The following is a 13,439-nucleotide window of genomic DNA, read 5'->3' as shown; positions in this document are numbered from 1 at the left end:
TACCGCCTCTTTTTTACTTTCAAGGGATATGACTGTCATGGATTATCGCGATTTCGTTCGGCCCAAATTCGTCGGCCTGCTCCAGGCACTGGGCCTGGAGTGTGAGTTTCAGCGCGCTCTCGGTAGCCAGTTGTTCTACCGCAACCCCAAGGGCGACATGGTCACGGTCACCGACTTTCTCGGCGGTTACGGTGCGGCACTGTTCGGCCACAACGACCCACAGTTTGTCGATCAGCTATGTGCGCTGCTACGCAGCGACGTGCCGTTCAACGCACAAATGTCGATCCGCGGTGCGGCCGGGCAATTGGGGCGAGAGCTCAGCGACGCCTTCAATCGCGAACTGAAGAACACCGAACGTTATATTTCGACGTTCTCCAACAGTGGCGCGGAGGCAGTGGAAATCGCCGTCAAGCACGCGGAGTTCCGTCGCCAGAAGAGCCTGCAAAAGCAGTTCGACGACATCGATTTCACCCTGGCCAGCCTGACCGCCAGCGAACGCGCATACCGCGAGCTGGATGTGGCCGACCTCGACCTGCCTGCAGGTGTCCTGCCGGCCAACCTGAACAGCGTGACCTTGCGTCAGGTGGTTGAAGCCGTTCGCCAACACAACCTGGCGCAGTTGCACATCGAACCGGTATTCGTCGCCCTGCGCGGCAGCTTCCACGGCAAATTGGTCAATACCGTGCAACTGACCTATGGCCGTCAGTACCGCGCGCCGTTTGCCCGTTTTGGTCTGAACGTGGAGTTCATCGACCCACAGCAGCCCTATCAGTTGCAGGAATTGCCTGCCCGGCACAGGCACCATTGGTTGAGCCTGCAATGGGACGGCGAACACCTGAACGTGCTGCAACTGCCGTTCAGTGCGATTACTGCCGTGTTGATGGAGCCGATTCAGGGCGAAGGCGGTATCAACGAGTTCGCGGCCGAGTTCTACCTGGGGCTGCGCAAGCTGTGTAACGAGCAACAATGCCCGCTGATCGTCGATGAAGTACAGTCGGGTTTTGGTCGCGCCGGGACGTTTCTTGCCAGCAGCCAGTTCAACCTGCAAGGCGACTATTACTGCCTGTCCAAGGCCCTCGGTGGCGGCTTGATGAAAATCGCCGCGACGGTGATCCGTAGCAGCCACTACGAAGGCGAGTTCAGCTACATCCACAGCTCGACCTTCGCCGAGGACGATCCGTCCTGCCATATCGCACTGTCGGCATTGCGCCGGTTGTTCGCCAATGATGACGCGATGCTCAAAGACATCCGCACCAAGGGCGCCTACCTCAAAGCCTCGCTCGATGAACTGAAGATGGCCTATCCGGATGTGATCGCCGATGTGCGCGGGCGTGGCTTGCTGGTGGGTTTGGAACTGCACGACTTGAGTGTCAGCAGCTCGCTGGTACAGGCGTCGGCCCAGTACAACGATGCCTTGGGTTACTTGATCGCCGGTTACTTGTTGCAGTTCGAAGCGTTGCGGGTAGCACCGTCGGGCAGCAACTCCAACGTGATTCGCCTGGAGCCGCCAGCCTGTATCACCCTGAGCGAGATCGACCGGCTGATCGGTGCCCTGCAACGGGTCTGCGACATGCTGCGCCGTGGCGATGCGTTGCCGTTGGCCGCGGGTATCTGCGCAGACTCGATTCCCGCCGTGCCAGCCCGTCAGGACGATTTTCGGGTGGCCGAGCCCGTTGAAAACATCGATGCCAAGGTCGAAGTCGTCGCTCGGGTAGCGTTCATCAACCACCTGATCGATGCCGATATTCTCGGTGACGTCGATCCCTCGCTGGCAGCCCTGAGCCCGGAACAAAAACGCACGTTCATCAACCGCACCAAGCCTGAGCGCCGCGCTGCGCCAGTCGGCCCGGTGATCATTCGGTCGCGCCTCGGCATGGCGGTGGAGTTCACGTTGTACCCGCTGTGCATGGATTCGGATGCCATGGCCGAGTACATCCTCAGCGGCGACCTGGACAGCATTCGCGAAGAAGTCGGCAGACGTGTCACCGATGCCCGCGCCGATGGCTGCAGCATCGCTGGCCTTGGGATGTACACCTCGATCGTCACCAACAATTGTCAGGCGCTGAAGATTGCCGACATGGCGCTGACGTCCGGCAATGCCCTGACCATCGGCATGGGGCTCGAAGCCATCGAGCAAGGCTGCGTACAGCAAGGTCTGGCACTGCGCGAGCAAACCGCTGCCGTTGTCGGTGCCGCCGGTAACGTTGCCTCGACCTATGCCTCGGTGCTGTCCGCCACCGTCGATCACCTGATTCTGATTGGCAGCGGTCGTGACGGCTCGGTTCGGCGCCTGGAGAAAACTGCCCAACTGATTTACGCCGACGCGGCCCGTTCGATCCTCAAGGGCACGGCCGAACACGACCGGTTGGCGCAGCGACTGCTGACCCTTGATGGTTTTTGTGACTTGTTGCGCTCACATGGACAAAAAGCCGACCTGGGTTTGCACATTGCCCGTCTGGTGGATGAGCGCCTTGGCGCGAACGCTTTCATCACGGTCACCAACGATCTCGACGCCCTCAAGGGCGCACGGGTTGTCCTGTGTGCGGCCAATGCGCCTCAGCCATTCCTCGGCGCCGAACATTTCGCCGAGCGCAGCGTGATCTGCGATATCGCTGTGCCGCTGAACGTCCATCAAGACCTGCCGAGCCAGCGCGAAGACGTGCTCTACATGCACGGCGGCATCGTCCAGACGCCGTTCGACGACGGCCTGGCGCCCAACGTGCGGGCCTACCTGAAAAAAGGTCAGCTGTATGCGTGCATGGCCGAGTCGGTATTGATGGGCTTGTCCGGCATGAGCCAGCACGGCTCATACGGCGATATCAGCCGTGAGCAAGTTCAGCAGGTCCGCGCACTGGCCGCGATCCACGGCTTCAGCCTCGCGCAATTCAAAACTCAAAACTCACTTTAAGGAGCGGTCATGACTCACAAAATAGCTGTTGTGACCGGCGGCAGTCGCGGCATTGGCAAGTCCATCGTGCTGGCCCTGGCCGGCGCGGGTTATCAGGTTGCCTTCAGTTATGTCCGTGACGAGGCGTCAGCCGCTGCCTTGCAGGCGCAGGTCGAAGGGCTCGGCCGGGAGTGCCTGGCCGTGCAGTGTGATGTCAAGGATGCGCAGAGCATTCAGGCGTTTTTCGAACGGGTCGAGCAGCGTTTCGAGCGTATCGACTTGTTGGTCAACAACGCCGGTATTACCCGTGACGGTTTGCTCGCCACGCAATCGTTGAGCGACATCACCGAGGTCATCCAGACCAACCTGGTCGGTACGTTGTTGTGCTGTCAGCAGGTGCTGCCCTGCATGATGCGCCAGCGCAGCGGGTGCATCGTCAACCTAAGTTCCGTGGCCGCGCAAAAGCCCGGCAGAGGCCAGAGCAACTACGCCGCCGCCAAAGGCGGTGTAGAAGCATTGACGCGCGCACTGGCGGTGGAATTGGCGCCGCGCAACATCCGGGTCAACGCGGTGGCGCCCGGCATCGTCAGCACCGACATGAGCGAAGCCCTGGTCGGCGCCCATGAGCAGGAAATCCAGTCGCGGCTGTTGATCAAACGGTTCGCCCGGCCTGAAGAAATTGCCGACGCGGTGCTGTATCTGGCCGAGCGCGGCCTGTACGTCACGGGCGAAGTCTTGTCCGTCAACGGCGGATTGAAAATGCTATGAGCCAGGCACGCACGATTGTGATTACCGGCGCGGCCAATGGTATTGGCCGCGCCGTCGCGGAAAATTTTGCAGCCCAGGCCGAGCACCTCTTGATCTTGCTTGATCGGGATCTGGCAACCTTGCAGAGGTGGGTCACGGAGGGCGAATTTGCCGCTCGCATCGAAACCCATGAAGCGAACATCGCCGATCTCGCCAGCCTGCAACTCCTGTTCAAGGGCCTGGCCAACCGGGTCGGCTTTGTCGATGTGCTGGTCAACAGCGCCGGGGTCTGCGACGAGAACGAACCTGAAGACCTCGACAACTGGCACAAGGTGATTTCGATCAACCTCAACGGCACCTTTTACGTCACTTCGTTGTGCCTGCCACTGATGGCGGATGGTGGGCGGATCGTCAACATGTCGTCGATCCTCGGCCGAGCGGGCAAGGTCCGCAACACCGCTTACTGCGCCTCCAAGCACGGCATCATCGGCATGACCAAAGCCTTGGCGCTGGACCTGGCGCCACGGCGAATCACCGTCAATGCCATCCTGCCCGCCTGGATCGACACACCGATGCTGCAAGGCGAATTGGCGGCGCAAGCGCGCATCGCCGGGATCACCCACGAGCAAATCCTGCGCAATGCGAAGAAGAAGTTGCCCCTGCGGCGCTTCATTCAGGGCGACGAAGTGGCGGCCATGGTCCGTTATCTGGCGAGCCCGCAGGCGAGTGGCGTCACGGCGCAAAGCCTGATGATCGACGGCGGTGCCGGGTTGGGAATGTAGCCATGGCTCGACTGGGATTGAACCGCGGCCTTTTGGCCGCGCTGGTCAGCCTTGGCTCGCCAGTGGCGATCGCCGAGTGGTTGCCGGGGCATCATGAAGCGGAGATCGGCGTTGCCACGGCCGTGCGTCTGCACGGTGACGACCAGGTCACGCAAAAGGCCGTGTACCTCAAGTTCAGCCTGGAGGATGCCTGGGACAGCGGCTACTACAAGGCCAAGGGCCGAGCCCGTTACGACTTCCGTTATGACGGCAACAACCCCTACAGCGCGCAAGCCCGGGACGATTACCGGGCTACTGCCGATTGGCGGCACCTTTACTGGGGGCTCTACGTCGGTGACGGCGAGCTGACGGTGGGCTGGCAGCAGGTGGTGTGGGGGCGTGCAGATGAATTACGGGTGCTCGATCAGATCAACCCGCTGGATTATCGCGAGGGTGTGATCGGTCTGTTGGAAGACAGCCGCATCGCCGTGCCGATGATTCGCCTGGTGCAGCCGGTCGCCGAGTGGGAGCTGGAAGCGCTGGTGATCACTGATTTTGTGAAAAACCAGGCGCCGGCCGTCGGCAGCGAGTTCGATGCACCGATTTTTGCCACACCCGATCCGCAGATGTTTGTGGTCGATTCGCGGCCCGGTTATGACGGTCACAGTGGCTTCGGTTACGGCGCCAGTGCCAACGGCCGGATCGGCACGGTGGATGTCAGCTTCGTGGCCCTCAACGCCCGCCAACAGGACCCGGTTTACGCCGTCGAAGGCCAGACCGAAGAGGGCCTGATTCGCCTCGAACGGCAATTCCCGCGCTATTCCATGGGCGGCGCCAGTGTGGCCATCGATGCCGGCCACAGCATCGTGGTACGCAGTGAAGTCGCCTACTTCGACAATTGGCGCGTCACCAATCCTTACCGCGCTTACGGCAGCGACCAGACGGCGATGACCAAGTCGCTGCTGGGCGTCGATTACCTATTGCGGGACTGGCTGATCTCGACGCAGTGGCAACATCAGCGGCTGCTCGACTGGCAGCCTGGCATGGTCCAGGACAAACGCGACGACCTGTTCACCGTGTCTGCCGAAGGCTCGCAGTTCCAGGATCGCCTCAAGACCCGTCTGGTTTTCGGCATGTCGCCGCCAGCGCAGGACGACAGTTTCGTTCAGGGGATCTTCACCTACAAACCGGTGGACTGGCTCAAGTTGGGGCTCGAAGTCGATGTGTTCTTCGGCAAGCCCGACCGCCAGTTCGGTGCGTACGCCAACCGCGACCAGGTGCGCTTGTCCGCCGGTTATCTGTTCTGACCACACCGGTGCGGTGTGCGAACCACTCAAACAATGAAAAGGAAATCGCGATGTTGCCCATCTTCAAGACCCTGACTGTAAGCGCACTGTTGCTGAGCGCCGCTGCCGCCATGGCAGCTGAAACACGCACGGCCGACGACATCATTCGCCAGGCTCGGGACCGCGATGACGGCAAGAGCTTCATGTCCCAGGTGTCCCTGATCCTGATCGACAAGCAAGGTAACACCCGCATCCGCGAGTTCAGCTACCTGCAAAAGGATTACCCGGACAGCGACAAATTCACCATGTATTTCTCCGCGCCGAGTGATGTGCGTGACGTCGCCTTCCACATCGAAAACCCACGCGAGGCCCTGGGCCTCGAAGACAGCCAATGGATGTATTTGCCGGTCAGCCGACAGACCCGAAGGATTTCCACCACCGACAAACGCGGGGCGTTCATGGGTAGCGACTACTCCTATGCCGACCTCGACAAGATTCGCGCCGAAGACTATCGCCAAACGCTGGTTGGCGAAGAGCAGTTGCAGGGCCGCGATTGCTACGTGATCGAGCGTGAGCCGGCGACGCCTGCCGTGCTGGCCAAGACCGGCTACAACAAGCTCAAGGTCTGGGTTGACAAGAAGAACTCACTGGTGCTGCGCCAGGATTTCTTCGATGTAAAAGGTGTGATGTTCAAGCAGATGCGCACCCTCAAGACTGAAACCATCGACCAGATCGACAGCATTACCCTCAGCGAAACCGAGGACTTCATCGCCGGTACGCGCTCCCAGCTGCGCTTCAACCAGTTGCAGTACAACGTCGCACTGGACGACCGCCTGTTCACGCAGACCGCGATCAAGCGCGGGCTGAAAGCCGGCGACTTGCCGGAATACGCCGTGTCTGCCCGCTAAGCGCCGCTCTCGATTCATCTGGGACCCTCATTCATGGAAAGATACTTGAACTTCGTCGAGCGCTATGCGCGGGCAATTGTGTTCGTGCTGGTGGCGATCACCGCCTACTTCACCTACACGCTCGGCGCGCTGATGTCGGACACCAATCCGTATCTGCTCAAGGACACTCACCCGGCGCGCAAGACGATCATTGATTTGCAGCGCGAGTTCACCGGCACGTATGACTCGGTCATGGTGGCGCTGAGCAACCCCGAGAGTGTCTTCAACACCACGTCGCTGAACGCCCAGTTCGAGCTGTCCCAGGCCATACGCCGGTTGATGCTGGCGAACGATGAGGACCGTGTCGAACTGCAGCGCATTGTCGGCCTGCACAGTGACGACCATGATGCCCAGGGCTTGCTGGTGCAGATCCTCGCCGAGGGTTTTTCGCAGAACGATTACGCTGCTGCCAAAGCGTTGCGCGACCATGGGATTGCCCGGCACTGGGACAGCCATGACCTGCAGTTCCTGAGCTTTCTTGCCGAGCGGCTCAACCCGATCCAGGAAATGGCCTCGATGGCTGACCTGGAAAACATCAGCTTGAGTGCCGATGGCGAGTTGTGGATCCACAAGACCCTGCACGCCCTGGATATGGACCCGATCAAGGTCGAAGCGCAGATCATGGGCAACGAGCAGATGGTCGGTGGCGTCGTCTCGGCGGACAAGAAAGTCGCCATGGTCGTCGCCGAACTGGGCACCAAACAGGACGACGCTCAGGCCCAGTTGCGTGCCTATCACCAGGTCCGCGAGATCATCGCGAAGTACCAGGCCGCTCACCCGGAGTTCACCGATGAGGTGTTCATCGCCGGCATGCCGATCTTCATTGCGGCCCAGCAGGAAATCATCGATCACGACCTGGCGATGCTGTTCCCGATCGTGTTCCTGTTGGTGACCTCTCTGCTGGTTTTCTTCTTTCGCAAACCACTTGGCGTGGTGTTGCCGCTGTTCAATATCCTGTTCTGCACCATCTGGACCCTTGGCCTGATGGCGCTGCTGCGTGTGCCGATGGACTTGCTCACCAGTGTCTTGCCGGTGTTCCTGTTCACCATCTGTTGTGCCGACGCGATCCACGTCATGGCCGAGTATTACGAACAGCTCAATTCGGGTAAGTCTTTCCGCGAAGCCAACCGTGAAACCCAGCGCCTGATGGTCACGCCCGTAGTTCTGACAACGGTCACGACCATTGCGACGTTCTTGATTTCCACCACCAACAACATTGTCAGCATCCGCAACTTTGGCGTGTTCATGTCCATCGGCCTGACGGCGGCGCTGATTATCTCGTTGCTACTGATTCCGGCGTGGATTTCGATCTGGGGCAAAGATGCCGTCCCGCGCAAAGTGCAACTCAAAGAGTCGCTGATCTCCCACTATCTGGTGGTGTTCTGTGCCTGGCTGATTCGCTGGCGCAAGCCGGTATTGCTGGTGACCCTGCCGTTGTTGGCGATGATGACGGTGTTCACGTTCAAGGTGGATATCGAAGACTCGGGCATTGCCTACTTCAAGAAGGACAGCCCGGTGCGGATGTCCGACGAGTTCATCAACCGGGCCGGAGTCGCGGGTACCTCGCCGGGCTGGATCGCCTTCGACACCAAGACTCCGCGTGGCGCGCTGACCACTGAAACCGTGCAGTTCCTCGAACGTCTGGACCAATTCATCAGGGCCCAGCCGAACGTGAGTTACACCTATTCGGTGGCGACCTACATCAAGCGCATGAATCTCGTGCTCAACGACATGAACCCTGCTTTCCTGCGGGTGCCGCAGGCGGTGGAGCAGGTGACGGTGGTCGATGATGACGGCAAACCGGAGACCTTCGAGGTCGATGGTAACTCGCTCATCGAACAGCACATCATGATGTTCGAGAACGGTGGCGGCACCGACTTGCAGAACGTGCTCAATGCCGATTACTCGAAGGCGGTGACGCTGTTCACCATGACCTCCTCTGTGGCGGGAGATTACCAGGCGATGCTGGATAAACTGGACGCCTGGCTGGCCATCAACAAACCGGCCAACCTGCAAGTCACCCATGCCGGTACGCCGTACATATGGACCGGGGTGTTGCAGGAAATCACCCAGGGTCAGGTGCTGAGCTTCTCGCTGGCGTTGCTGGCCGTGACCTTGATGATGATGTTCTGGCTCAAGTCAGTACGCCTGGGCATCCTCGGCATGCTGACGTTGCTGACCACGTCGGTGACGGTGTACGGCAGCATGTACCTGTTGGATATCGAGTTGAACATCGGTACCACACTGGTGACGTTCCTGGTGGTGGGCGTCGTGGATTACGCCGTTCACCTGCTGTCACGGATCAAGATGCTGGTGCAGAAGGGCATCGAGATCGACGAGGCCATCCTGGCGGCCATGCAGGGCGTCGGGCGCTCGACGGTGGTCAACGTCGTGATCTTCTCGATGGGCTTTGTCGCGCTGCTGTTCTCCGCCTACAAACCCGTCATTGACCTGGGTGTATTGGTGATACTGGCGCTGTCATCCAGCGGCTTCATGACCATTTTGTTGGTCACGCTGATTTCGCCGTGGTTCTTTGCCTCGATTGTGCCGCAGCCAGCAGTGCAAGAGGGCGAGCAGCCGGGGGGTGAGACTGTGCCAGGCTAAATCGCCGGGGCGCCTGCGTGCTGAAAACGGCACGGGGCGCCATGGCCGTTCAGGGGCGGCGGTGCGGATTCAGCGGGCTTTTTCCAGGTGTTCGAACTGGCATTGCATCTGAGCATCTTTGAGGCTCAGCTCAAACTCAACCAAGCCGTCATGCACTTGCTGCAAGGCCTGGATCTGCCCCATCAATTCCTGCTTTTTGTTATCGATGGCCTGCATGGCCAGATCCCAGGGCAGCTCCTGGCCGCGGTGATCCTGCAGAATGGCCTGCATTTCCTTGAGCTTGAAACCGAGTTGCTGAGCGCATTTGATGAAGGTCAGCAGCTCTACGCTTTGCTGGCTGTAGATGCGGTACTTGCCTTCGCGTTGCGGTGGGGGCAACAGGCCGATTTCTTCGTAATGTCGAATGCTTTTGACGGTGGTGCCCGACAGCTTGGCGGCTTTGCCGATGTACATGAAGATCCCTTTTTTGACGCATCAGAAGCGAAAAGATGTCGCGCGCTCGTACACGCGCGCGACATCTTTGCACAAGCGTCAGGGGGCGGGAAGCCGGGTTGGATAAGGTGTCACAGGAGGGGGACTTGGCTGGGCCGTGCAGGGGCACGGCCCAACCGGGGCCGATCAGCGGCTGGCGACCGCCTGGACTTGTTTGAGCCAGGCTTCACGCTGTTCCGGCTTGGAGCCCAATACCGGACCGAAGGTCAAGGTTTTCAGAGGTTTTATGCCGCAGAACTCCAGGGTGGTCTTGCGCATTTGGTGCAGGCCCGGCATACGATACACCCAACGGTAATACCATGGCGGCGTGTCCATGGTCACCAAAAGGTGAGCCGTGCGCCCCTTGAGCAGCTTATCCGGGAAGGGTGAGCCCTTGCGATACTTGAAGGCAAAACCGGGCAGAAACACGCGGTCGAAGAACCCCTTGAGCAACGCCGGAATGCCGCCCCACCAGATCGGGTACACCAATGTCAGGTGTTCGGCCCAGGTAATGTCGTTCTGTGCGTCGATCAAATCGGGCTCAAGCAACTGGATCTGGTTATAGCCATCGTGCAAGACCGGATCGAAATCCAGGGTGTCCAGGCGCAGCAGGCGCACCTCATGGCCTGCTTGCGTGGCGGCCTCGACATAACGTTTGGACACAGCGCCGCAAAAGCTGTCGTTCGAAGGGTGGCCGAGGATTACGAGCATGCGTTTGCTCTTCATGACGAACTCCAGATAATGAAGTGCCAAGGGTAAAGTCTGCCCCTAACGGTAGAGTCAAGCCTTGCCGGTTAGCGGTAGAGACAAACAGTCCAGCAGCGCTTGGGTGTAACCCGGCAAACCGTCATAAGCGTGGCTGAGGGTATCGCTGAGCGTCAGGGTGTCGAGCCCTGTCAAGGCATGATCGACCGGCATCATCAACACTTACCCTAAAGACTGTCAGGGTCGCCGAAGCACATTTGGACAGGGCTGTGTCCATTAGGGAGTGCATTCACGATCGGCTGCTGTCGACCGATAGCGGACAAGATCAAAGCAGGTCTTAGAGTCATCGAGACGGCGCACGTGCGTGGCGAGAAAGGCGCTCCTGATTCGATAGATACACGGCTGACTGAAACTGAGCATCAGATCCAGGGAACCGTGGGTAAGCCGCGCGCAGCCACGCTCAAAACCGGTGAGCGATGGCTCACTCAAATCCAGGCTCGGCTCGATGGTATCGATCTCACAAAGGCGACCGTTGGTCGGATAAGGTTGGATCCGGGTTATATGCGTTTGTATTTTTTTGACGCTTTCATAGTCCTTTAAAAACAATGGGTTGTGGCGTGCTTTTTCATACTCCTTGTAAGGATGATTGTTCGTTGACGATCGATTTGTATCAGGTCTAAGCCTGATTTTCGAACGCCTGGAGCCTGGGGTACACGATGGATGACCGCTGTCGTCCCGGCTTTTCTGCTATTAATGAATGACTCTTCGTTCGAGTGCTAGTCCTTTCGGGAGCGCGTCATGAATCCGTTCATTCGTATCGGCATTGTCGACGACCATCCGTTGTTGCGTGAGGGCGTTGCCAACATACTGAGACGACGGGCGGATCTTCAGGTCATGGAACAGGGCGCCAGTGCGCAAGATGCCAAGGATATCGCCCAGAGGGTGCGTCCGGATGTGATGCTGATGGACGTCAATATGCCGGGTGATGTTTTCGCTGCGGTGCGGTTCATTTCCACTGAACTGTCGGATGTGAGGGTCCTGATGCTGACGGTTTCAGAATCCGAAAATGACGCCTTTTTGGCGCTGGAGGCCGGCGCGTTCGGGTATGTGTTGAAAGGTGTCAGCGGACCGGAACTGGTCACGGCTATCAGGTTAGTTGCCAAGGGGCAAACGTATATCACCCCCGATTTTGTCAACAAACTGCTGAGTAATTTCAAGAAACATGAAGCGGAGATTCACACGTTTGATCTGACCCAGCGCGAAGAGCAAGTTATTTATGAAGTTTCAAAGGGGTTGACTAATAGGGAGGTTGCGTCAAAGCTGTTTATTAGCGAAAAAACAGTCAAGCACTATATGAGTTGTGTGATGCAGAAGCTGCACGTACGAAATCGTGTCGAAGCGGTCACGGCCCTACGGTATTACAGGGAACGCGAAGCTCTCGGGCGATTTCACATCGGCGCAGGGAAAACACCAATGTATGCCCGGAACCGTTCTGACTAAAGTTTGAACTGTGCATTGACCGACGTTCCTGATGTACTAGAGTCGATACTGAACAACCCGCCCAGAGATTCAACGCGATAACGCAAACCGGCGAGCCCCAATCTGGTTCTGCCGGATGTATCGAGTTGCATGGCGTCCGCCGCCATACCCGGACCACTATCCCTGACGCTGATATTTAATACCTGATCAATGTATTGCGCTTGGATGACCTGACCCTCGCCGTTGGCATGCCGGTAAGCGTTGTTGAGGGCTTCTTGCACAAAACGGTACAAACAGAGTTTGAGCGGCAGCGGCGTGGCGTCAGGTAGCGGCCCTAGGGCTAAGTTGACCTTGGTGCCGGTACGTTGCTCGTGCCGTTGCGCCACCAGTTGCAAATCTTCCACCAAGTTCAAATCGTTAATTTCCGGAAGTGCCAGACCTCGTGATAAATCGCGGATCTCCCGCAGTGCGTCGGTCGCGGCACCACGAATGGTTTCGAACGCCTCCTGATCGACATCCGAGCAGTTTTCGGTCAACTCGTCGAGCCAGATTAGAATCAATGTCAATAACTGCGCCGGCCCGTCGTGCAGGTCTGCACCAATCCGCCTCAAGTTGAGTTCGTTGACTCGGGAAAACTCCTGGGTCGCCGTCGCCATCTTGAGCTGGAGTTCGGCATTGCTGATGTGTAAGCGGGTTTGCTCCTGCAGCCGCAAGTGCAGCGCCACTTGTTGCTGCTGAATAATCTTGTCACCGCGTCGCACGATGAAGAAAAGCAGCGCCAGCATTGCCAACGTCGCGGCGCCCACGACCCCCCATACCTGCTGTCGGACGCGATTGATCTCGAGCTCCAGAGTATCGGCTTTTTCATAAAATTCGCCCACAGCGATGATTTTCCTGGAGCTTAAATCCCGCAGGGGCGCGTAGATCTCATAGAGCGGAACGTTTAGATTGCGCTCGAACTCATTCTCATTCTGGCTCAGCTCTTCAAGGGCAGTGACCACTTTGCCCTTAAGCGCCTCGGTGATCTCGTCTATTGGGAATTTGTGGTTGGTGATGGCTTTATTCGTGCTGTAGACCACCGTGCCATCCGCTCGCCAGATCTTGATCGAGACAATGTGTTGATTTAGCGCACGATTTTCCATGAGGCGGTCCAGGGACTGGACACTTGCAGTCGAAAGGCTGTTGTCCCGGATCATCTCCTGCACATAGGGTTCCAGAAACGCTTCCATGTAGTGGGCGCCTGCTTCTGCCGCGCTTTGTACTGCGGCACTTTCTATTCGTTCGCTCACCAGCTTGCCGACCGAGAACATGGTCAGTCCCAGGATCACCGCAGCGGCAATGACAAACTGGGTCGAGTGACTTAGTTTGCGCGCCCGGCCCCTGATCCGGGTGCGCCAGATTCCATTGCGAACCTCCTCGCAAACAGGAGGGTCTGGTTCGACCAAAGGCTGAGCTTCATCTGCGATAGAAGTCTCATTTTTTGATTCGACCTTTGCATCTTTTGCCATCGGCTTGGTTCCCCGATCATCGTGATAAGTCGTTTGAAAAACCC

General features: G+C 58.5%; 11 protein-coding genes. 7 read left to right on the top strand and 4 right to left on the bottom strand.

Annotation, left to right across the window (positions count from 1 at the left end; all coding sequences use genetic code 11):
• Window positions 1-37: 37 nt before the first annotated feature.
• The 6 genes from A4C63_RS15800 to A4C63_RS15775 are packed head-to-tail and all read left to right on the top strand — an operon-like array spanning window position 38 to window position 9,232.
• Window positions 38-2,908, top strand: coding sequence for an aminotransferase class III-fold pyridoxal phosphate-dependent enzyme (locus A4C63_RS15800; RefSeq protein ID WP_063913481.1), 2,871 nt, complete (start codon window positions 38-40; stop codon window positions 2,906-2,908).
• Between the two features lie 9 nt (window positions 2,909-2,917).
• Window positions 2,918-3,655: a 3-oxoacyl-ACP reductase family protein gene (locus A4C63_RS15795; RefSeq protein ID WP_063913480.1), complete on the top strand. Its 738-nt coding sequence runs from the start codon at window positions 2,918-2,920 to the stop codon at window positions 3,653-3,655.
• On the top strand, window positions 3,652-4,416 hold the full coding sequence (locus A4C63_RS15790) for an SDR family NAD(P)-dependent oxidoreductase (RefSeq protein ID WP_063913479.1): 765 nt from the start codon (window positions 3,652-3,654) through the stop codon (window positions 4,414-4,416). Before A4C63_RS15795 ends, A4C63_RS15790 begins: the two co-directional genes overlap by 4 nt.
• 2 nt (window positions 4,417-4,418) lie before the next feature.
• Complete coding sequence (locus A4C63_RS15785) at window positions 4,419-5,702, top strand: DUF1302 family protein (RefSeq protein WP_063913478.1); 1,284 nt, start codon at window positions 4,419-4,421, stop codon at window positions 5,700-5,702.
• Window positions 5,703-5,752: 50 nt separating this feature from the next.
• Entirely contained in the window at window positions 5,753-6,589 is an 837-nt protein-coding gene (locus A4C63_RS15780) for an outer membrane lipoprotein-sorting protein (protein WP_063913477.1), read from the top strand.
• 33 nt (window positions 6,590-6,622) lie between these two features.
• Window positions 6,623-9,232: an RND family transporter gene (locus tag A4C63_RS15775; RefSeq protein WP_063913476.1), complete on the top strand. Its 2,610-nt coding sequence runs from the start codon at window positions 6,623-6,625 to the stop codon at window positions 9,230-9,232.
• Between the two features lie 69 nt (window positions 9,233-9,301).
• Here A4C63_RS15775 and A4C63_RS15770 read toward each other — a convergent pair whose 3' ends face one another.
• The 3 genes from A4C63_RS15770 to A4C63_RS26350 all read right to left on the bottom strand — a co-directional run bounded on the left by A4C63_RS15770 (window position 9,302) and on the right by A4C63_RS26350 (window position 10,624).
• Window positions 9,302-9,685 carry a MerR family transcriptional regulator gene (locus A4C63_RS15770; RefSeq protein ID WP_063913475.1) on the bottom strand — a complete coding sequence of 128 codons (384 nt, stop codon included), beginning with the start codon at window positions 9,683-9,685 and terminating at the stop codon, window positions 9,302-9,304.
• 165 nt (window positions 9,686-9,850) lie between these two features.
• A complete protein-coding gene (locus A4C63_RS15765; RefSeq protein WP_063913474.1) occupies window positions 9,851-10,429 on the bottom strand; it encodes an NAD(P)H-dependent oxidoreductase in 579 nt (192 codons plus the stop codon).
• Between the two features lie 54 nt (window positions 10,430-10,483).
• Window positions 10,484-10,624 carry a hypothetical protein gene (locus A4C63_RS26350; RefSeq protein WP_156510882.1) on the bottom strand — a complete coding sequence of 47 codons (141 nt, stop codon included), beginning with the start codon at window positions 10,622-10,624 and terminating at the stop codon, window positions 10,484-10,486.
• Window positions 10,625-11,206: 582 nt separating this feature from the next.
• On the opposite strand from A4C63_RS26350, the gene A4C63_RS15760 reads away from it, so the two are divergent.
• Window positions 11,207-11,908: a response regulator transcription factor gene (locus tag A4C63_RS15760; protein WP_063913473.1), complete on the top strand. Its 702-nt coding sequence runs from the start codon at window positions 11,207-11,209 to the stop codon at window positions 11,906-11,908.
• Here A4C63_RS15760 and A4C63_RS15755 read toward each other — a convergent pair.
• Complete coding sequence (locus A4C63_RS15755) at window positions 11,905-13,395, bottom strand: ATP-binding protein (RefSeq protein WP_063913472.1); 1,491 nt, start codon at window positions 13,393-13,395, stop codon at window positions 11,905-11,907. The two genes, A4C63_RS15760 and A4C63_RS15755, sit on opposite strands and share 4 nt — an antisense overlap.
• Between the last annotated feature and the right edge of the window lie 44 nt (window positions 13,396-13,439).

The organism is Pseudomonas sp. p21, assembly GCF_001642705.1.
Taxonomy (GTDB): Bacteria; Pseudomonadota; Gammaproteobacteria; order Pseudomonadales; family Pseudomonadaceae; genus Aquipseudomonas.
The sequence above is the reverse complement of the archived record's forward strand: the minus strand, read 5'-3'. Positions and strand labels throughout refer to the sequence as shown.